This window comes from Rhodococcus sp. NPDC019647, assembly GCF_044389235.1.
Lineage (GTDB): Bacteria > Actinomycetota > Actinomycetes > Mycobacteriales > Mycobacteriaceae > Rhodococcus_F > Rhodococcus_F oxybenzonivorans.
The window spans coordinates 142,274-161,370 of record NZ_JBIRXS010000006.1; the positions used below are offsets into that span (position 1 = coordinate 142,274).

At 65.4% G+C, this 19,097-nt stretch carries 19 protein-coding genes; 12 read left to right on the forward strand and 7 right to left on the reverse strand.

Annotated elements, in window-relative coordinates; translation table 11 throughout:
• Positions 1-159 precede the first annotated feature (159 nt).
• The 3 genes from ACH49N_RS14945 (at position 160) to ACH49N_RS14955 (ending at position 3,668) form a co-directional block, all read left to right on the forward strand.
• On the forward strand, positions 160-1,146 hold the full coding sequence (locus ACH49N_RS14945; protein ID WP_358273110.1) for a GNAT family N-acetyltransferase: 987 nt from the start codon (positions 160-162) through the stop codon (positions 1,144-1,146).
• 178 nt (positions 1,147-1,324) lie between these two features.
• A complete protein-coding gene (locus ACH49N_RS14950) occupies positions 1,325-2,149 on the forward strand; it encodes a mycofactocin-coupled SDR family oxidoreductase (RefSeq protein ID WP_358273109.1) in 825 nt (274 codons plus the stop codon).
• Between the two features lie 19 nt (positions 2,150-2,168).
• Positions 2,169-3,668: an aldehyde dehydrogenase gene (locus ACH49N_RS14955; RefSeq protein WP_358273107.1), complete on the forward strand. Its 1,500-nt coding sequence runs from the start codon at positions 2,169-2,171 to the stop codon at positions 3,666-3,668.
• Positions 3,669-3,789: 121 nt separating this feature from the next.
• On the opposite strand, the gene ACH49N_RS14960 is transcribed toward ACH49N_RS14955, so the two are convergent.
• From ACH49N_RS14960 to ACH49N_RS14970, 3 genes are all read right to left on the reverse strand, one after another.
• Complete coding sequence (locus ACH49N_RS14960; RefSeq protein ID WP_250769618.1) at positions 3,790-4,461, reverse strand: TetR family transcriptional regulator; 672 nt, start codon at positions 4,459-4,461, stop codon at positions 3,790-3,792.
• A gap of 85 nt (positions 4,462-4,546) precedes the next feature.
• On the reverse strand, positions 4,547-5,410 hold the full coding sequence (locus ACH49N_RS14965) for an alpha/beta hydrolase (RefSeq protein WP_358273105.1): 864 nt from the start codon (positions 5,408-5,410) through the stop codon (positions 4,547-4,549).
• A gap of 26 nt (positions 5,411-5,436) precedes the next feature.
• Positions 5,437-6,228, reverse strand: coding sequence for an SDR family NAD(P)-dependent oxidoreductase (locus tag ACH49N_RS14970; RefSeq protein WP_358273103.1), 792 nt, complete (start codon positions 6,226-6,228; stop codon positions 5,437-5,439).
• 107 nt (positions 6,229-6,335) lie between these two features.
• On the opposite strand from ACH49N_RS14970, the gene ACH49N_RS14975 reads away from it, so the two are divergent.
• The 4 genes from ACH49N_RS14975 (at position 6,336) to ACH49N_RS14990 (ending at position 11,343) form a co-directional block, all read left to right on the forward strand.
• Positions 6,336-7,298, forward strand: coding sequence for a PDR/VanB family oxidoreductase (locus ACH49N_RS14975; RefSeq protein WP_358273101.1), 963 nt, complete (start codon positions 6,336-6,338; stop codon positions 7,296-7,298).
• 24 nt (positions 7,299-7,322) lie between these two features.
• Positions 7,323-8,756, forward strand: a complete 1,434-nt coding sequence (locus tag ACH49N_RS14980) for an MFS transporter (protein WP_358273099.1) — start codon at positions 7,323-7,325, stop codon at positions 8,754-8,756.
• A gap of 191 nt (positions 8,757-8,947) precedes the next feature.
• Positions 8,948-10,465, forward strand: a complete 1,518-nt coding sequence (locus ACH49N_RS14985) for an AMP-binding protein (protein WP_358273097.1) — start codon at positions 8,948-8,950, stop codon at positions 10,463-10,465.
• A gap of 35 nt (positions 10,466-10,500) precedes the next feature.
• On the forward strand, positions 10,501-11,343 hold the full coding sequence (locus ACH49N_RS14990; protein WP_358273096.1) for an enoyl-CoA hydratase-related protein: 843 nt from the start codon (positions 10,501-10,503) through the stop codon (positions 11,341-11,343).
• 18 nt (positions 11,344-11,361) lie between these two features.
• On the opposite strand, the gene ACH49N_RS14995 is transcribed toward ACH49N_RS14990, so the two are convergent.
• Positions 11,362-12,129 (reverse strand): RraA family protein, encoded by a 768-nt coding sequence (locus ACH49N_RS14995; RefSeq protein ID WP_358273094.1) that lies wholly within the window; start codon positions 12,127-12,129, stop codon positions 11,362-11,364.
• Between the two features lie 139 nt (positions 12,130-12,268).
• Between ACH49N_RS14995 and ACH49N_RS15000 the strand changes: the two genes are divergently transcribed.
• Entirely contained in the window at positions 12,269-12,754 is a 486-nt protein-coding gene (locus ACH49N_RS15000) for an Lrp/AsnC family transcriptional regulator (protein ID WP_159923883.1), read from the forward strand.
• 25 nt (positions 12,755-12,779) lie between these two features.
• On the opposite strand, the gene leuD is transcribed toward ACH49N_RS15000, so the two are convergent.
• The 3 genes from leuD to ACH49N_RS15015 are packed head-to-tail and all read right to left on the reverse strand — an operon-like array spanning position 12,780 to position 16,226.
• Complete coding sequence (gene leuD, locus ACH49N_RS15005) at positions 12,780-13,376, reverse strand: 3-isopropylmalate dehydratase small subunit (RefSeq protein ID WP_358273092.1); 597 nt, start codon at positions 13,374-13,376, stop codon at positions 12,780-12,782.
• A gap of 36 nt (positions 13,377-13,412) precedes the next feature.
• Entirely contained in the window at positions 13,413-14,813 is a 1,401-nt protein-coding gene (leuC, locus tag ACH49N_RS15010; protein WP_358273090.1) for a 3-isopropylmalate dehydratase large subunit, read from the reverse strand.
• A 60-nt stretch (positions 14,814-14,873) separates the two neighbouring features.
• Positions 14,874-16,226 carry a 2-hydroxycarboxylate transporter family protein gene (locus tag ACH49N_RS15015; protein ID WP_358273089.1) on the reverse strand — a complete coding sequence of 451 codons (1,353 nt, stop codon included), beginning with the start codon at positions 16,224-16,226 and terminating at the stop codon, positions 14,874-14,876.
• Positions 16,227-16,537: 311 nt separating this feature from the next.
• Here ACH49N_RS15015 and ACH49N_RS15020 point away from each other — a divergent pair, with 311 nt between their 5' ends.
• The 4 genes from ACH49N_RS15020 (at position 16,538) to ACH49N_RS15035 (ending at position 18,840) form a co-directional block, all read left to right on the forward strand.
• Complete coding sequence (locus ACH49N_RS15020; protein WP_109333546.1) at positions 16,538-16,903, forward strand: helix-turn-helix transcriptional regulator; 366 nt, start codon at positions 16,538-16,540, stop codon at positions 16,901-16,903.
• Between the two features lie 8 nt (positions 16,904-16,911).
• On the forward strand, positions 16,912-18,108 hold the full coding sequence (locus ACH49N_RS15025; protein ID WP_358273087.1) for a CaiB/BaiF CoA-transferase family protein: 1,197 nt from the start codon (positions 16,912-16,914) through the stop codon (positions 18,106-18,108).
• Positions 18,109-18,298: 190 nt separating this feature from the next.
• Complete coding sequence (locus ACH49N_RS15030; RefSeq protein WP_159923890.1) at positions 18,299-18,541, forward strand: YlcI/YnfO family protein; 243 nt, start codon at positions 18,299-18,301, stop codon at positions 18,539-18,541.
• Positions 18,541-18,840, forward strand: coding sequence for a type II toxin-antitoxin system PemK/MazF family toxin (locus ACH49N_RS15035; RefSeq protein ID WP_358273085.1), 300 nt, complete (start codon positions 18,541-18,543; stop codon positions 18,838-18,840). The genes ACH49N_RS15030 and ACH49N_RS15035 overlap by 1 nt, the downstream gene beginning before the upstream one ends.
• The last annotated feature ends 257 nt before the right edge of the window (positions 18,841-19,097 follow it).

The window sequence follows — 19,097 nt, forward strand, 5'->3', positions numbered from 1 at the left end:
AGGCTGTGGTGCGATGGCGAATCGATGATCCTAAATCTAACTTATGTAGATTTAGCTGTAAACCCCGGGTTGGGTCCTCGGGTAGGTTTCGACCATTGCGATCCAATACCGATTGGCATTAGATTTATCGGAACGAACCGGCAGATGAGGAGCGAACGAATGATCTCGTATCAGTGGTGTTCGGAACTGGATTCCGGCGATCGGGACGAGGTGCTGGCACTTGTCGCGGCGGCCGCCGACTACGACGACGAGGCGGGCTTCTCCTCGATCAATCCCGGCGATGTGACCTCGACGAGCCGTGACGGTGTGCGGGTCTACCACCTGCCGATCACGGCGCGCAGAGATCTGAGTGCTCGCGACGATGCTCCGCTCGTGGTGGTGGCGTATCTGCATCTGCAGGTCGACGACGGGGGGCTGGGTACCGCGCAGTTCGTGGTTCACCCGGACTATCGGTCGCGAGGTATCGCAACGATGCTCGTCGAGGAGGTCGGTCTGGACACGACCGTGGACGGTGGTTGGGCAGGCACTGGCGCTGTGGCCCTGCGCTGCTGGGCGTACGGCACTCACCCCGCGTCCGAGCGTCTCACGCGCCGGTTCGGCGTTGCGCCGGTCAGCAGGTTGTGGACGCTGTTCCGTCACCTGTCGGGGCCGTTCGCGAGCCCGCTCGACGATGTGTCGGTGCCCGACGGCATCACGCTCGCCGAAGCTCGCCCACTCGACGATCCGACGGCGTCGAAGTCGATCGAGGAAGTGCTGGATGCGGCCGCGCTGGTGCCGGCGCAGCGTGAGCGCCTCGCCGACGACATTCGTCTCGGGGCCGGCAGCGTGGTCGTTGCAACAGATTCTTCGGGCGCACCTCTCGGATTCGTCTGGTTCGACTCGACGGTGTCCACGCACCTCGAACTCGACGCCGCGTCGGTCCGGGCGCTCGTGCTCACCGAGGCCGCGAGGCGGGAGGGCTTGGGCACCACGCTGCTTGTGGTGGCGCTCGGGGCGCTGCGCGACGCGGGAGCGCAGATCGCCCTGATTCGTATCGACCCGGACGATGCAGGCGCGGTGCGGATGTGCCGACTGTTGTCGTTCGAGCAGGAGGAAGAGCACTCGTGCTACCAGGTCGGGGAGTGGGCCGAAGTGCCCAGCTTTTGAATGGTTGCCGGTGATACGAAAAACGATTCTTGTTCGGTGTTGACCTAAAGGTTGTAGGCAACTACGGTCTGTGTTGTGGCTCACAGATGGTGTGCCGACTTCATTTCGATCATCCGATCACCCCGCACGTTGCCTGTGTGCACCACCAGGCGGAACCTACACTCGGAGAGGACTATCCATGGGACGGCTCGATGGCAAGGTCGCATTCATCACCGGCGCGGCGCGCGGTCAGGGCAGGTCGCATGCCGTCCGGCTCGCTGAGGAAGGTGCGTCCATCATCGCGATGGACATCTGCGACCAGATCCCGACCGTGTTCTACCCGATGGCGACCTCTGATGATCTCGCAGAAACGGAACGCCTGGTCAAGGAGGCCGGAGGCGCCATCGTTGCGTTCGTTGGTGACGTCCGGAACGTCGAAGACGTCCAAGCTGCGTACGACGCGGGTATCGCCCAGTTCGGCAAGGTCGACATCGTGCTGCCGAACGCCGGCATCATGCCCGTCATCGGACCGGGTGAGCAGCGGCAGGCCTGGCACGACGCGATCGACACCATGCTCACCGGTGTGTGGCACGTGCTCGACGTGACCGTGCCGAATCTCGTCGAGCGGGGCGAGGGCGGCTCGATCATCATCACCAGTTCGGCCGCCGGCCTGACAAGCATCGGCCTCAATACCCTGCCGGGCCAAGCCGGGTACAGCGCGGCCAAGCACGGTGTCGTCGGCCTCATGCGGCTGTATGCGAAACAACTGGCGCCCCACAGCATCCGGGTCAATACCGTGCATCCCACAGGTGTGAACACTCCGATGGTCGCGAACGCCGAATACGGCGAGTTCGTCAATTCCCACCCGGAGGTCGCCGCCGACGAGTCGTACAAGAACCCGATGCCCGTCGAGCTGATCGAGGCCGTCGACATCAGCAACGCGATCGTGTACCTCGCTTCCGACGAGGCCCGCTACGTCACCGGTGTCACATTCCCCGTCGATGCCGGCTACAACATCCGTTGAAAGCGAAGGAGCTTCACTGATGACCACCACCGAAACTGCAACCGATACGACGATCCCGTCGATCGCCGATCGCGAACAAGTCTTCATCGGCGGCCGTTGGGTCGATTCGACCGGTGACGAATGGGTCGATGTCGTCGACTCGTTCACCGAAGAGACCGTTGCACGCGTTCGCACCGCCACCGTCGAAGACGTCACCAAGGCGGTTGCCGCTGCGCGCGAGTCGTTCGACAGGGGTGAATGGGCGTCGCGCACCATGGCCGAGCGCGCCGACGTTCTCGATGCCATCGCCGACCGTCTCGAGCAGCGCGTGGACGAACTGACGCCGATCGGTGTGATCGAGGTCGGGGTACCGGTCAGCGTCAGCCGCCCGACCCAGCAGATGACCGGCGGCCTGTTCCGGGCCGTTGCCGCGGTAGCCCGCGAGTTCGAGGTCAGCGAAGAGCGATCCCGGGCCGACGGCGGCATCTCACGCATCGTCAAGGAACCGACGGGCGTGGTCGCCGCAATCATCCCCTGGAACGGGCCGATCGGCACGATCGCGTTCAAGCTCGCGCCGGCGCTCGCCGCGGGCTGCTCGGTCGTTCTCAAGACCGCACCCGAGGCACCGATCTCGCCGTCGATTTTCGCGGACATCATTGCCGAGCTGGTCGCGGAAGGTCGCATCCCCGAGGGCGTAGTGAGTGTGCTGTGTGCCGACCGCGAGGTGTCGGAGTCCCTCGTGACCAACCCGGACGTCGACCACGTCACGTTCACCGGCAGCACTGCCGCGGGCCGGCGCATCATGTCCCTGGCAGGCGAACGCATTGCACGCGTGTCGCTCGAGCTCGGTGGCAAGTCCGCGGCGATCATCCTCGACGACGCAGACATCAATCACGTGCTGCAGACCCTGCCCATGGGTGGCTGCATGCAGTCCGGTCAGGCCTGCATCGCGCTGACCCGCGTGCTCGTCTCACGCAAGCGTCACGACGAGGTGGTCGAGGCACTGAAGGCCGCGTACGGATCGCTGCCGATGGGCAACCCGTGGGAGCCGACCAACTTCCTCGGCCCGCTCGCCTCCAAGCGTCAGCAGGACCGCGTGCTCGGCTACATCGACATCGCGAAGGAAGACGGCGCGAAGGTGGTGCTCGGTGGTGGCCGCCCCGAAGGCCTCGACACGGGCTTCTTCGTCGCAGCCACCCTGATCGACGATGTGCAGCCGGATTCACGGATTGCGCAGGAAGAGGTCTTCGGTCCGGTCATCTCGGTGATCACCTTCGAGGACGAGAAAGACGCAATCGCGATCGCCAACAACTCGGTGTACGGCCTTTCGGGCGCCGTCTATACCGAGGATCTCGACCACGGTTTCGAGGTCGCGCGGCGCATCCGTACCGGCACCATCAGTGTCAATACCGCGACGATGGACTTCACCCTGCCATTCGGTGGTTACAAGCAGTCGGGCGTCGGGCGTGAGGGCGGCATCGAAGGTCTCGAAGAGTTCTTCGAGATCAAGACCGTCCACCTGCCTGCTCCTGCCCAGTAGGTCTGCAGAACTCAGTAGGTCTGCACAACACAGTAGGTCAGCAAACGCGGTGCCCCACGGATTCGATCCGTGGGGCACCGGTGCGTCGAGGGCGGTTCGCGCGGGGAAAGGGCGGACTCGGTCAGTTGGCCGAAACCTTGACGTTGTCGGAGGGCGCGGCGTCCGCAATCGCGATGTTCTCGTTGCGCACCACGCCGTGCAGGAAGCTGCGAATCATTTCCTCGAACAACTGCCGGGAGGTCATCTCGTTTGCGGCGAGCGCCTTGGACAGCAGAGGCTGCGACTCCGGGTCGACGTTGGGGAAGATCGTGGACTTGGTGCTCGGTTTGCGCATCGCCTCGGTGAGCACCGCACCGAGCGTCAGGCGCTCCATGCCGTCGAGAATCTGGACGTGCAGGTGCGCGGGCACTCCGGACTCCTCGAGGAACCGGGCGGTGTCCTCGTAGGTGCCGATCAGCAGGTCACGGGGCAGATATTGCAGCAGGATCGGCGCGGCGTTGCGGTGTTTGAGGATCGACCGGCGAAGGTTCATGCTCAGCGTCACGAAGAATTCGGGCCAGTCCGGGCCGGGCTTGCGTCGCGGTAGGTTTCCGGCGCCGGCGATCTGTCGTGCGACCGCGGCGAGGATCTCCGACTTGTCGGAGAAGTGATGGTAGAGCGAGGGAGCACGCACTCCGATGTGTTTCGCCAGGCGTGGCAGGCTGAACGCATCGAGTCCCTCGGAGTCGATGATCTCGATGGACGCTGCCACGGCGGCTGCGCGACTGATCAGAGGTTTCGACGGTCGGGCCATGTCTCGCTTTCGGTTCGAGCAGTACGCCGGGCCTGGTCGGCGCGGCAGATGGTCAGAATGGTATATGTTCCAGTCGCTCAGGTGGTCATGCGGTGAGAACCGCCTCGTCGAGGAACTCCACCAAGCCTCGACTCAGGACGTCGTTGTCGTCGCCGCCCACCATGTGCCCCGCGCCGCCCACGTCGATATAGCGGGACCCCGGAATCAGCTCCAGCAGTTCGCGCGCTCCTTCCGGACTGACCACATCGGACTGGGCGCCACGGATGAGTAACGTCGGAATCCTGATGGCCCGCGCTGCGATGCGAGCACGACTCTCGCGTTCGGCCGACGCGGCCGCCGAATTCGTCCTGTCCGACAGCATCCGCGGATCCCAATGCCAGTACCAACGACCCTCGTGTTCCCGCAGGTTCTTGCGCAAACCCTCCACCCGCGGCGCTCGACTGCGGTGCGGGTTGTATTCGATCACTGCTCCCAACGCGTCGTCGAGGCTGTCGAAGCCGGACAACCCAGCTTGCATGAAGTCGGTGATCTTGGCGAGACCCTCAGGTTCGGCCTTCGGGGTGATATCTACCAGGACCAGCGCCCGGGCGAGACCTTGTTCGTCGCCCGATGCCACGAGTGAGGCCATGCCGCCCATGGACGCACCGACGAGCACCGGGGGTTCACCGAGGTCGCTGACGACTGTGCTGATGTCGCGGGCGTGCGCATCGGGGCTGTAGTCGCCGTCGGGCGACCACTGGCTGTCACCGTGGCCACGTGCGTCGATGCAATATGCGCGCCATCCCTGCTCGGCCAGCCGGATTCCGGTGCGCTGCCACGAGTGCCTGGTCTGCCCGCCGCCATGGAGCAGCAGGACGGTGCCTTTCGGTTCCGACCGGGGTTCCCACAGGTCGGCGACCAGGGAAACGCCGTCGCCGCGGAGGGTGGTCACCGTGGTGGAGTACGTCATGGTTGCATGGTCCTTCGTCGTCGGAATCAGTGTCCGGAGGTGCCGCCGTCGACGGCGAGCGTCGAGCCGGTGATGTAGCCGGAGGCGCGACTGGCGAGGAACACCACGGCTCCGTCTATCTCGCGCTGCGTCGCGGTGCGGCCGAGAGAGCTGCCGCGCAGGAACTCCTCGAGCGTATCCGACGACATTTCGGAAATCAGGTCGGTCTCCACGAATCCCGGCGCGATCGCATTGACGCGGATGCCCTTTCGCTTCGACCACTGATGCGACAGGTCGCGGGTCAGGCCGATCATTCCCGCTTTACTGGCCGCGTACGCGGCCTGCGGGAGTGCCGATTTGATGAGGCCGAGCATGCTCGCGACATTGACGATGGTCGAGCCTGGGCCCATGACGCGTCCACACGCTTGCGCTACCCAATAGCTGCCCATCAGGTTCACGTCGAGGACTGCGCGGAAGTCCTCGGGGCGCTCGCGGGTCGCAGGCGCGGAGCTGGTGACCCCGGCGTTGTTGATCAGGATGTCCAGGTGGCCGAACTCGGCGACAGCGGCCTGGGCGAGCGCGTCGCACTGCTCGGGGACGGTGACGTCGGTGGGGACGACCAGGCAGCGGCGACCGATGGCCTCTACTGTCACCGCGACGGCGTCGAGGTTCTCGCGCCGGCGTGCGGCTATCACTACGTCGGCGCCGGCCTCGGCGAGAGCGCGGGCGAATCCGGCGCCCAGGCCGCTGCCGGCACCAGTCACGACAGCGACGGACCCGTCCAGTTTGAACAGGTCGAGGACCGTCTCACTCTGGTCCGTCGATGAGTGTGGGGTCATGGCGATCTCCTGTGCGCGTCGTGAGTACCAATGGCCGGGCTTGCGCCCTGTAAACCTAATTGCTTAAGATTATAGGGCACGCGAAGTCTATGGGAACGAGAGCGCCGATGACCGGAAGCACCAACACCGAACAACGCAAAATGCGAGTGATCGGCAAAGACGTGCTTGCTCACGGTGTCATGGCAGTTCGCCTCGCGCATCCCGACGGCGGCGCTGTCCCGACCTGGGAGCCCGGAGCGCATATCGACGTCATTATCGACAGGTCGACGGTGCGGCAATACTCCCTGTGCGGCGACGCATCCGACACCACCTCCTTGGCGATCGCGGTGCTCCGCGAAGAGGACGGCCGCGGTGGATCGCGCTGGATGCACGACTCGCTGCAAGTCGGAGACCTGGTCGCGATCGCAGGCCCGCGCAACAATTTCACCCTCGAACCTGCGCAGTCCTACCTCTTCGTCGCCGGCGGTATCGGCATTACGCCCCTGTTGCCGATGCTCCGTTGCGCCGAAGCCGCTGGTGCCGACTGGCGCCTGCTGTACGGCGGCCGATCACGCACCAGCATGGCTTTCACCGACGAGCTGGTCGCTCGGTACCCCGGACGAATCGAGCTGCGGCCCCAAAACGAGTACGGAATCCTCGACCTTCCGGCTGCCCTCGACGCCGTCCCCGACGGCACCGCGGTGTACTGCTGCGGACCGGAGCCGCTCCTGCAGGCGATCGAGAACGAATTCCTCGCGCATCCCAACCTGAGGCTGTACGTCGAGCGGTTCGCTGCCAAGAAGCGGCCGGCCGATGCGGTCGACGGATCGTTTGAGGTCGAACTGCACCGCGCGGGCAGCACCATCACCGTCGACGCGAACGAAAGCGTGCTCGACGCGGTACTCCGGTCCGGTGTCGACGCCCCCTTCTCATGCCGTGAGGGTACGTGCGGGACGTGTGAAACCCCCGTTCTGGAGGGAGTTCCCGAGCATCGGGACTCGATCCTCACCGAAGACGAACAGGCTGAGAACGACTGCATGATGATCTGTGTGTCACGAAGCTGCACAGCCAAACTCGTGCTCGATCTCTGACCGGCACCGCAGCGAGGAGATGCCGTGACCCAGGCGCCCGATACGGCCCATCTCGCCGCCCGAAAGACGGCACGTGGATCGGCGGTGCTGGTCCCGGCGCTCTGCTTCATCGTGATGATCACGTCGATGATGCAGACCGCCGTGGTACCGCTCCTGCCGGCCATCGCGGTGCAGCTCGACGTGGGCACGGATGCTGTCGGTTGGACAGTGACAGCGAATCTCCTTGCAGCCGCGGTATGTACACCACTGCTGGGTCACCTCGCCGATCGACATGGTCCGCGGAAGGTGATGCTCGCCGTGCTGGGCACGGTACTGATCGGCTCGGTGCTGTGTGTCGCGTGGGCGGGGTTGCCGGCACTCGTCGCCGGTCGAGTTCTGCAGGGCGTGTCGTACGCGTTGTTCCCCGTCGGTGTCGCGGTAGTGCGGGGCGCACTGGGGCCGCACCGTGTCCCGATGGCGCTCGGCGTCATGTCCGGTGCGTTGAGTGTCGGCGGCGGTGCGGGAATGATCGCGGCCGGAGTGCTGTACACCGAAGGGGCCGACTATCGACGTGTCTTCTGGATGCTGTTGATACTCACGGTGATAGCAATGGTCGTCGGGTGGTGCGTTATCCCGCATACCCCGGGGTCGGGAGCGCGCGACGGTTTCGACTTCTGGGGTGTGGTCGGGCTCGCGATCGGCCTGCCGGGACTGCTGTTGCCGCTGGCGCAAGGTGGGACGTGGGGATGGCTGTCGGTGCGGACACTCGGTTGCGCCGTCACCGGCGCGCTGGTGCTTGCCGCCTGGTACCGGCACGAACGGCGGACCACTGCACCGCTGGTTGCTCCTGCGCTTCTGACGGCACGGTTGGTGGCTCCGGCGCATGTCGCGGCTTTTCTGGTGGGTGTCGCGATGTTCGTGCAGTTCCTGGCCGTCGCGACGTTCGTGCAGATCTCCCGAGAGGAAGCGGGATACGGCTTCGATGCGTCGGTGCTCGAGACCAGTCTCGTGTACCTGCTGCCCGGACAAATTGCCGGTACGACTGCGGCGGCCGTCAGTGGGCTCGTAACCCGACGGTTCCCCGCCCACCGGGTGCTGACCGCGGCATGCGCCGTCGGGGTGTGCGGATTCGTGATGCTGATCCTTGCTCACGACTACACCTGGCAATTGATCACGGCGGTTGCGGTGATCAATGTCTTCGTCATAGTCGCCTACGGTGCGTTGCCGTCGATGCTCATCGGCGGCGTTCCTCCGGGGAACACGGGGGCGGTGAACGGCATCAACGCGATCGCCCGGACATTCGGAAGCTCACTGGCCAGTGCATTGGTAGCGGTGTTGCTCGCGACGATCGTGATCCCGGGCACCTCGACGCCCACAGAACAGGCGTACGTCGTGGTGTTCGCGGTCGGGGGAGTGGCCGCGTTCGCGGCGGGACTCGTGGCTGTCACAGCGCGCCGTTTTGCAAAATACAAGACTTGATTGACGTCTCAAATTGGACCATATAGCGTGGGTCGCACGGCGCACGAGCCAGGTGTTCCTGGTCCGAGCCGCGCTGAAAACATCTGTCGGCAAGAGCGATTCGGCCCACGCCCTGTGTCAGGCACCCAACGTGCCCGGTAGGCCCGGTATAACGACATCGCACCTGCGCGACTCACGAAAGGTAAGGACGAATGGCTGCCACCGTCGGCTCGGCATTGCATTGGTGGGCGAAGACCAAGGGAGAGCAGGACGCGCTCGTCGTGGCGGGTGAATCTCTCACATACCGCGAACTGCAGGACTGGTCCAGTCGTATCGCCCGGAAGATCGTGGACCTCGAAATCCAACCGGGTCAACGAGTCGGCGTGCTGGGCCCGAATTCGCTGACGTGGCCGGTGATTGCACTGGGCGTCCTCAAGGCCGGCGGTGTACTGATCCCGCTCAACCCACGGTTCAAGCCGGCGGAGCTCCGCAAGGTTGTCGACGACGCCGGCGCCGTCCTGGTCGTCACGCCGAGCGAGTTCGCGCCGACGGTCGACGCGGCGCGTGAACTGGGTTCCGCCTTCGACACGCTCTCGTTCGACGAGCTCGCGCCGCTACGCGCGGGAGGACAGGACGACTTCCGTATCGATCTCGAGCCCGACGAACCGACCGCCCTCCTCTTCACGAGCGGCTCCACCGGGATGTCCAAGGGAGTGATCTGCACGAACCGGACGCTGCTCAATATCGTCTTCGAAGCGTCACTCACCGAGGAAGGTTTCCGGCCCGGGTCCACGTCGCTGCTGGTGTTGCCGTTGGTGTTCACCCCCGGCCTGGTATGGGGGCTGGTCATGACAACGGTGCTCGGCGGAAAGCTGATCATCGAGAAGGAGTTCGATCCGGGCCGCGCGGCCGGGCTTCTCGGTGAACACGATGTCCAGGCCATCTTCGGTGTGCCGTTGATCTTCGAGGCGATCTCGCGTTCACCCGAGTTCGCGGACGCCGACCTGTCATCGCTGCGCACCGCGATCGTCGGCGGCGCCGCGGTCGCTCCGGCACTGTTGCAGCGCTGGGCGGGCAAGGGCGTCGCACTGCGACAGATCTACGGCATGACCGAGGCCGGCGGTGTCGCCACCGCCACCCTCGTCGCCGAAGCCTTCGACCACCCCGACACGTGTGGATCCGGCTCGATCTTCACCGAAGTGAAGGTGGTCCGTCCGGACGGCACCGATGCCGCTCCCGGTGAAGAGGGCGAAATACTCTTGCGCGGTCCGGGTGTCACCCCCGGCTACTGGAACGACGCCGAGTCGACGGCGGCAGCCTTACAGAACAACTGGCTGCACAGCGGCGACCTCGGCACCCTCGACGACGAAGGGCGTGTCAAATTCGTCGACCGGCTCAAAGACCTCATCATCACCGGCGGCATCAATATCTCGCCGGTCGAGATCGAGCGGGTCATCTCCGAGATTCCCGGTGTCGAGGAAGTCGCTGTCATCGCAGCCGCTGACGAGCGCTTCGGCGAAACCCCGGCGGCGATCGTCACGGTGAAGGATGGCGTCGATGCAGCGGCAATCATCGAACACTGCGACCGGCTCGTGGCCGACTACAAGGTTCCGCGCTACGTCGTGATCCGGGACGAGCCGCTGCCGCGGCTCCCCAGTGGCAAACTCTCGAAGACGGCGATCCGGTCCGAATACCGGGACTTGGCAGAACGATTCGACAAGGTCCGCTGAGCCGAAACCGGCGGGGCACTCAGAAAGGAGTCATCGTGACGGAGACCGGTACCGACGATGCAGTAATACTCGAGCGGCACGGGGAGATCGCGGTCGTGCGATTGAACCGTCCCGATCAGCTCAATGCGTTCACCGACGCGATGTGCTATCGGCTCATCGACATCTTCGACGAGACCGACGCCGACGACGAGGTCCGTGCGGTGGTCATTACCGGAACGGGAAGGGCCTTCTGTGCGGGAGCCGATCTCGCAGCCGGCGGCGACACCTTCGTGCTGCGTGACGACCCGGAGACCGGAGGCGCCCCGGCCGACACGGGCGGGCAGGTCTCGCTGAGAATCTACCGTTCCCTCAAGCCCGTCATCGCCGCGATCAACGGACCGGCCGCGGGTGTCGGCGTCACCATGACCCTGCCGGCCGACATCCGCATCGCGTCGGAAACCGCGAAGTTCGGGTTCGTGTTCACGCGTCGCGGGCTGGTCCCTGAGGCCTGCTCGACCTGGTTTCTTCCGCGGGCCGTCGGCATCTCGACGGCCGTCGAGTGGGCGGTGGGCGGCAAGATGGTCTCGGCAGTCGAGGCGCTCGAACGAGGACTCGTCAGGGAGCTCGTCCCCGCCGATCAGGTGCTCGATCGGGCACTCGACATCGCGCGCGAATTCGTCTCCGGCACCTCACCGGTGTCGGTAGCTCTCACCCGACAGCTGATGTGGCGGATGCTCGGTGCGTCCGACCCTGAGGTAGCGCACCGGGCCGAGTCGATCGGCATCTACGTCCGCGGCACCTCGGACGACGTGCGTGAAGGTGTCGACGCGTTTCTCGAGAAGCGCGAGCCGAAGTTCCCGAACCGGATCACGGACGGGTTGCCGAACCTGTTCGAGTAGTGCGTCGACAGCCGAGGGTCAGCGGTCGAACACGCTGACCGGTCGTTGCCGCAGCTTGCCCATCAGGTCGGCGATCGAGTCACTCGACCGCAACTGGGCGAGCAGTTCGTGCTCGATGCGGTCGGTCTCCACGCAGATCGTCACCACGTCGAACAGCATGTCGGCCGGGATGACGGCGACCCCGTCATCATCGGCGACGATGATGTCGCCCGGGTGGACCAGACGCCCGGCCAGCCGGACAGGTTCGCCGATCGACTCGGTGGCGTAGCGGAACCGGGCGGCCTGCGGAGCCCGGGCCATCGACCACACCGGCAGGCCGCTGTCGATGATGGACACCGAATCACGCACCGCGCCACCGACAACGCACCCTGCGAGCCCCGCCAGCAGCGCCCACTGCGCCGACAAGGCGCCCACGACAGCGGTATCGGCGGGGGCGGGGCAGTCGAACACCGCCACATCACCGGGCCGGGCGGTGCTGTAGAGGTCCCGGTCGCCGAGCCGGGCACCGAGACCGTCCGCCCTGTTGTCGGCGACCTCGCCGGTCAGCCGCCGGTACCGCAACGTCACGGCGGGCCCGCAGATCCGCTGCCCCCGGCGCAGCGGTGCGAGGATGCCGGCACCGATCGCCGCTCCGACACCCAGCTGGTCGAGGGCGTCGGAGACCGCGCAGGAGGCATCGGAAACCTGCGACAGGGTAGCCAACAACGCGGCACGGTCGCGGTGGGTGGCCGTGGCCGGTGCCTGCCAGTCGGTGGTCGGCGAGACCGGGGAGGATTGCTGGGACATCGAGTTCTCCGTTCGTCGAAGTAGGGCGGTCGGTGTAGAACCCGCCCCTGATGGGCTAGTGGTAGTTGACTGGGATCGCGTGTTGGGCAATCGGTCCGGTTCGGTTCGGCCTGAGTGTCGTATCGGGCACAATGGGGCGATGCAGTTGACCACTCCCTTGGACAAGTTGGATCTCGATCTGTTGAAGCTGATCGTCGAGGAACCCAAGGCCGGGGTGCGCGAGTACGCCCGCCGTTTGAACGTCGCGCGCGGCACCGTGCAGTCGCGGCTCGACAAGTTCTCCCGAGAGGGGGTGATCACCAGCTACCGCCCGCAGATGCAACCGACCGCGCTCGGATATTCCATCCTGGCGTTCGTTCATCTGGACATCGCGCAGTCGATGATGGATGCCACCTGCCGGCATCTGGCCACCATCCCCGAGGTGCTCGAGGTCAATTCCGTTGCTGGCAAGGGAGATTTGCTGTGCCGCGTGGTGGCGAAGGATCACGAGGACTTCGAGCGGGTGCTGCAGGAGATGATCGCCATCGATGGGGTGCTGCGGACCCAGTCGGAACTGGTGCTCAGCCGCCGCATTGCCCCGCGGATCGTGCCGCTGCTGGAAAAGAAGCGGGCCGAGACACCCTGAGCGGCTCGGCCCGTTCAACGGTGGGTCAGCGCAACAGTGTGGTCGCCGGCAGCGCGGGGCGCCGCTGATGTTCGAAGCCGGTGATGGTGGCGGCGTGGGTAAGGGTCAGGTCGATGTGGTCGAGTCCTTCGAGCAATCGCCAGCGGGTGTTGTCGTCGAGTTCGAAGGAGGCGGTGATCGTGCCTGCGCGGACCTGCCGTTCGACCAGGTCGATGGTGACCTCGCTACCGGGATCGGCCTCGAGACCCGCCCAGAGTCGTTCGATGGTTTCGGTCGGCAACGTCACCGTGAGCAGGCCGTTGGTGAGTGCGTTGCCGCGGAAGATGTCCCCGAAGCGGGGTGCGATCACCGCCCGGAATCCGTAGTTCTGCAACGCCCATACCGCGTATTCGCGGGAGGAGCCGGTGCCGAAGTCCCGGCCGGCGATCAGGATGGTCGATCCGGCGTAGGCGGGGTCGTTGAGGACGAAGTCGCGTTCTTCGCGCCAGTCGTGAAAGAGTTTGTCGGAGAATCCTGTTCGGGAGCTGTGGGTGAGGAAGCGGACGGGGATGATCTGGTCGGTGTCGACATCGGTGCGCCGCAGTGGTGCGGCCACGCCGGTGTGCACGGTGAACGATTGCACGGTGGTCCTCGATTCGCAGACGATCGTTGGTGAGAGTCAGTTCAGGTCGGCCGGTGCGGCCAGGTGGCCGGCGACCGCGGTCGCGGCAGCAACAGCCGGTGAGACGATGTGGGTGCGCGAGCCCTTGCCCTGGCGGCCCTCGAAGTTGCGGTTGTTCGTCGACGCCGCCCGTTGACCGGGCGTGAGCCGGTCCTCGTTCAACGCCGCGCACATCGAACACCCGGCGAACCGCAGTCCCGCGCCGGCGGCCTCGAACACCTCGTTCAGGCCTTCGTCGATCGCTTGCTGACGCACCTTCATCGACCCGGGCACGATCATCAACTCGACGCCGGGGGCGACTTTCCTCCCGTCGAGGACGCGGGCGACTTCCCGTAGGTCCTCGATGCGGCTGTTGGTGCACGATCCGATGAATACGACGTCGACCGGCAACCCGCGGACGGGGCGTCCGGGGGTGATGTCCATGTAGGCCTGGGCGCGCTCGACGGCGGCGCGCTCCACCGGGTCCGGGAATTGGTCCGGATGCGGTACCGGATCACCGAGTGGGCCAGCCTGCGCGGGCGTGGTGCCCCACGACACGAACGGGGTCAGGGTGGAGGCGTCGATGACGACTTCCTTGTCGAAGACGGCGTCGTCGTCGCTGAAAAGCGTGCGCCAGTACGCTACTTCAGCATCCCACGCATCCCCGGTCGGGGCGGCCGGGCGGCCACGCAGATACTCGAAGGTCTTCTCGTCCGGGGCGATCATCCCCGCCCGCGAACCGGCCTCGACGGACATGTTGCACATCGTCATCCGGCCCTCCATCGACAGCTCTTCGATGGCCTGACCGCGATACTCGATGATGTGCCCCTGCCCGCCCGCAGTGCCGACCCGGGCGATGATCGCCAGGATCAGATCCTTCGCCGACACCCCCACGGGTAGGGACCCGTTCACGGTCACGGCCATGTTCTTCAACCGTCCCATCGGCAAAGTTTGGGTGGCCAGCACGTGCTCGACCTGACTGGTGCCGATCCCGAACGCCAGGGCACCGAACGCACCCTGGGTGGCGGTGTGCGAATCACAGCACACGATCGTCGAACCCGGATGGGACAGGCCGAGTTCGGGTCCGATGACGTGCACGATGCCCTGATGCTCCTCACCGAGGCGGAACAACTCGATTCCGAATTCGGCGCAGTTCTTCCGCATCAACGACACCTGCTCCCGCGCCGCCGGATCGACGATCTCCTTGTCCACCGCCACGGTCGGGGTGTTGTGGTCCTCGGTGCCCAGCGTCAGGTCCGGGCGCCGCACCGTACGACCGCTCGCCCGGAGACCGTCGAAGGCCTGCGGGGTGTTCACCTCGTGCAGCAGGTGCATGTCGATGTAGAGCAGGTCCGGTTCGCCCTCCTGTCGGCGAACTACGTGTGCGTCCCACACCTTCTCGGCCAGTGTTTTACCCATGTGTTTCTTTCTCCTCATCGAATGCGGTCGCGCCGAAATTGTGCGTCGACCGCTGAAAAATCAGCCGTAGAAGTAGGCCAGGAATCCCGAGGCCGACAGCAGCACCAGCCCGCCGCCGAGCCGAGAAGTGATCTGCGCGAACGGCAACAGATGCATGCGCCGGGTGGTGCCGAGGGTGGCGATGTCGCCGGACCCACCGAGGTCGGTCATGCACAGTCCGGCCGTGATCGAGGACTCGACGAAGTACAACTTCAGCAGCCACCCCACGAAACCGGCGGTCAGCGCGGTGATCAGCACAGTCGCAACGGTGAACGCGAGATAGGCAGGGCGAGAGGCGAGTTCGGCGATCTGCTCGATGTCGATCAGGGAAACCCCGATACCGACCAGCGCCGCCGGCACCCACAGCTTGACCACGAACTGGTACCACTCGGTCGTCGACTCCTCGACCTCCTGCGGAAGCACACCCGACAGCTTGATCGCGGCGGTGAGAAGGATGACCCAGGCGTAGAGGTGCACCGGCGGAACCGCGGCCTGCAGCATGGCGCCGACGAGGTAGATCGCGGCGGTCATCAACAGACCGGTACCGAGTCCGCTGATCGTCAGCGGGCGCTTGTCGTCGGTCAGCGCCGCAGCCTGCTCCGGGGTGGCCTTGACCCGCAGCATCTCGCCGTGGCCGTTGAAGCCGACGAACAGCTTGGTGCGCCGACGCGTCAGGTTGGCGTACACCGAGGCCAGCACGATGCACAGCAGGTTCGCGCAGATGATCGGCGGCACGATGCTGGACATGTACTGCTGCGCGTCACCGCCGATGGTGTCGGCGTACATCTGCGACAGCGGAATCGCACCGCCGGAGATGCCGCCGGCCATGATCGGGATCGTGACGTCGAGGATCGCAGTCTTGAATCCGAAACCGGTGACTGCGGCGATCGTCCCGATGAGCGTGACCACCAGCGCGAACGCCACCACGATCACCGCACAGAATCGGCCACCCGCCTTGATCAGGAACCGGCGGTCCATCCCGAGGATGCTGCCCGCGATGATCGACGCCACCAGGATCTCGACGAATCCGTATCCGGTGAACCAGTTCTTGACGATGTCCGAGAAGCTGTCCGGAACCAGCCCGAAGTACACGGCGAGGGCGGGGACGAACACACACAACAGCGGTCCACCACCGATCGCAGACAATGCCGGGGTGCGGTCTCCGATCCAGAACAAGCCGCAGCCGATGATCATGGCGATGGCCAGGCCGCCGAAGATGTTCTCCGGGAGCGTGCCGGTGTAGACAGCACCCAAGCCGACTGCGACCAGAGCGAGGTACCACGGCCAGGGCACGGACAAGATCTTCGCGCGGTCGGCCCCTCGGCGGGCTGGAACCGTCGCCTCCGCGCCGGGCACAGCATCTTGGATTTTCACGTTCGCCTCCTGCACCGCGCCGGGCGGGGCTGCGCCGATCACGGAAGTAGTGGGAAGTGACTCACGTCACTGGTCACGAACGGTAACTTTTCGTGGGCATCGAATGCCAATGACATCGGATTATTCATACCAATGGTCCAGCGCCGCGCGACTAGGACGGGCCAGGCTGGACAATTGGCCCGGCTTTCGTCTGGTCGCCTCTCGCAAGAAGCGGAGAAGGTCATTTCGGCACGCCCTGGACCACACGGACACTTAGCGATCGCCTATGTATGCGCACATGGGCGCGGTCAGGCCGTTTGTAGACTGGCCGAGTGGCTACCACTCCTGCGCTGAACCCCGAGGACGTTCAGCGCGCTGCGGCGGCGCTGCACAGCCCCGACATCGAGGGGTGGGCCAACCGCTTCGAATTGTTGTCGGACGGCAACCGCCTCCGGTTGCTGCTGTGCCTGCACCACGCGCCGGGGATCTGTGTTGGCGACCTCGCGGCAGCGCTCGAGATGAGCGGTACCGCCGTCTCGCACGCACTGCGACTGCTGCGCCACCAGGGCTGGGTCTCGGCCACGCGCGACGGCCGCTCGATGCGTTATCGGCTCTCGGACGACACCGTGCACCAATTGCTGCACGCGATCGGCGCCACGCACTATCACGATCACCCGGAATCGAAATCGGAACGGTGAAGTCCCACATGGAGAACGACCCCGGAACACTCCCGCTCGACGGAATCACCGTCGTCGCTCTCGAGCAAGCTGTGGCCGCCCCCCTCGCCACCCGTCATCTGGCGGATATGGGCGCGCGGGTGATCAAGGTGGAGCGCGTCGGGGAAGGCGACTTCGCACGCAACTACGACGACGCCGTCTTCGGCGAGGCCTCCCACTTCGTCTGGTTGAACCGAGGGAAGGAGTCGTTCTGTGTCGACCTCAAATCCGAGGTGGGGCGGGATGCTGTCCTGAGGTTGATCGCGAGTGCCGACGTGTTCGTGCAGAACCTGGCGCCCGATGCAGCGAGCAGACTCGGTTTCGGGACCGAGGCGTTGCGCGCGGAACACACCGCGCTGATAGTGGCGAACATGTCGGGCTACGGGACAGCGGGACCGAGGCGTGAACGCAAGGCGTACGACATGCTGGTGCAGGCCGAGACCGGCATGATCTCGGTGACCGGAACACCCGAGACGGCCACGAAGACCGGAGTGCCGGTGTCCGACATTGCGGCGGGAATGTATGCGCTGACGTCCATCCTGAGTGCGCTGTTCCGACGTGAACGAACCGGGGTGGGCGCGCAGATCGACGTGTCGATGTTCGACGCGACCGCGGAGTGGCTGGGCCATCCGATGTACATGAAGATGTACGCCGACCGGCAGATCCCTCGTGTCGGCCTCGGACACGCCGCCATCGTTCCGTACGACGCGTACCCCACCCTCGACGGCAACATTCTGATCGGGGTTCAGAACGATCGGGGGTGGCGGCAGTTGGTCACCGAGGTCTTCGCGCGACCCGAACTCGCCGATCATCCCCGCTATGCAACCAACATGCTGCGGGTCCATCATCGCGAAGAGGTTGATGCCCTCGTCGCCGAGGAGACGAAGAAGTTCACCCGCGCGGCCCTCGACCAGGCACTCGCGGATGCCGGAATTCCGGCAGCGGAGCTGAACGATATGAGCGGATTGATCGACCATCCGCAGTTGAAGGAACGTGACCGCTGGCGTCAGGTCGGCAGCGAGGTGGGCCAGATCAGCGCGGTGCTGCCACCGATGACATTCGCCGACGTGGAGATGCGGATGGGTGACATTCCGGCTCTCGGTGAGCACACCGATCAAGTCCTCGGTGAGCTGGGGTGCTCGGCTGCGGACATTACAGCGATGCGGAAGGCCGGCGTCGTAGGCTGAGGTTGTGACGCCTCCGATGCTCGGCCCGGCGGGGCGGAGGCTTGAGGCATGATGCCCACTACACCGTGCGTCGCTGCGGTGTAGTGCCCGTATCCGCCCTCCGCACCCTGGGAGGAGAGGTCAGGACGATGTTGCCGCTGAGCCGCCTGCTCGCGCTACCAATGTGGTACCACAGTGGTAGCATTTAGGTATGAGTACGCAGATTGCGGTGCGGTTACCGGACGAGATCGTGGCCTTCGTCGACGGCGAAGTGCGCGAACATCGGGCGCCCAGCCGGGCGGCTCTGGTGTTGCGGGCGCTCGAGCGGGAGCGGCGTCGGCAGATCGCCGCCCGGGATGCCGAGATTCTGTCCCGGGCGCGCGGCGAGGATGATCCGGATGGCCTCGACGACCTCGCCCGGCATGCCGCGGGTCTGTTCAGCGATCTCGACTGATGAGGCCGATTCACGCCGCGAAGCTGGACAAGACGCGGCCGGTGCTGGTGTTGACCCGGGATTTGGTGCGCCCGCACTTGAGTAGGGTGACGGTGGCGCCGATCACCGGCACCATGCGTGGACTGTCGACCGAGGTGCCGGTGGGGCCGGCCAACGGATTGGAGAAGGATTCGGTGGTCAGTTGTGACAACATCGTCACCATTCCGGTGTCGGCGTTGGGGCACGGTCTTGGATTTTTCTTTCCGTCGCAGGAAGCGGCCCTGTCCGAGGCGATCCGGGCCGCGTTCGACCTGGAGTAACCACGGGTGAGCAGTTCGCGCTGTCCGTGCAACGGGAGCCTGCCGCGGTAAGTGGGGAGTTCGGGTTACCTGTGGACTACTGCAGGGTTCTCCGGCGCCTTCGCCCTGTTCTTTTCGTCGGGATCGCCGGCATCCGGTGTGGTGCGATGGGCAGGTAAATCAGGGTGAGTACTGCCGCGAGAGCCGTCAGCACTCCCGCGACCACGCAGCCGGCGGGGAAGCCACCCACGAAACTCAGGCGCGCGTTGTCGAGTTCG

What these genes read in the sequence shown, in the direction of transcription:
- ACH49N_RS14945 (WP_358273110.1), top strand. Translation starts at nt 160, where the DNA reads ATGATCTCGTATCAGTGGTGTTCGGAACTGGATTCCGGCGATCGGGAC.
- ACH49N_RS14950 (WP_358273109.1), top strand. Translation starts at nt 1,325, where the DNA reads ATGGGACGGCTCGATGGCAAGGTCGCATTCATCACCGGCGCGGCGCGC.
- ACH49N_RS14955 (WP_358273107.1), top strand. Translation starts at nt 2,169, where the DNA reads ATGACCACCACCGAAACTGCAACCGATACGACGATCCCGTCGATCGCC.
- ACH49N_RS14960 (WP_250769618.1), bottom strand. Translation starts at nt 4,461, where the DNA reads ATGGCCCGACCGTCGAAACCTCTGATCAGTCGCGCAGCCGCCGTGGCA.
- ACH49N_RS14965 (WP_358273105.1), bottom strand. Translation starts at nt 5,410, where the DNA reads ATGACGTACTCCACCACGGTGACCACCCTCCGCGGCGACGGCGTTTCC.
- ACH49N_RS14970 (WP_358273103.1), bottom strand. Translation starts at nt 6,228, where the DNA reads ATGACCCCACACTCATCGACGGACCAGAGTGAGACGGTCCTCGACCTG.
- ACH49N_RS14975 (WP_358273101.1), top strand. Translation starts at nt 6,336, where the DNA reads ATGACCGGAAGCACCAACACCGAACAACGCAAAATGCGAGTGATCGGC.
- ACH49N_RS14985 (WP_358273097.1), top strand. Translation starts at nt 8,948, where the DNA reads ATGGCTGCCACCGTCGGCTCGGCATTGCATTGGTGGGCGAAGACCAAG.
- ACH49N_RS14995 (WP_358273094.1), bottom strand. Translation starts at nt 12,129, where the DNA reads ATGTCCCAGCAATCCTCCCCGGTCTCGCCGACCACCGACTGGCAGGCA.
- ACH49N_RS15000 (WP_159923883.1), top strand. Translation starts at nt 12,269, where the DNA reads ATGCAGTTGACCACTCCCTTGGACAAGTTGGATCTCGATCTGTTGAAG.
- leuC (WP_358273090.1), bottom strand. Translation starts at nt 14,813, where the DNA reads ATGGGTAAAACACTGGCCGAGAAGGTGTGGGACGCACACGTAGTTCGC.
- ACH49N_RS15025 (WP_358273087.1), top strand. Translation starts at nt 16,912, where the DNA reads ATGGAGAACGACCCCGGAACACTCCCGCTCGACGGAATCACCGTCGTC.
- ACH49N_RS15030 (WP_159923890.1), top strand. Translation starts at nt 18,299, where the DNA reads ATGAGTACGCAGATTGCGGTGCGGTTACCGGACGAGATCGTGGCCTTC.
- ACH49N_RS15035 (WP_358273085.1), top strand. Translation starts at nt 18,541, where the DNA reads ATGAGGCCGATTCACGCCGCGAAGCTGGACAAGACGCGGCCGGTGCTG.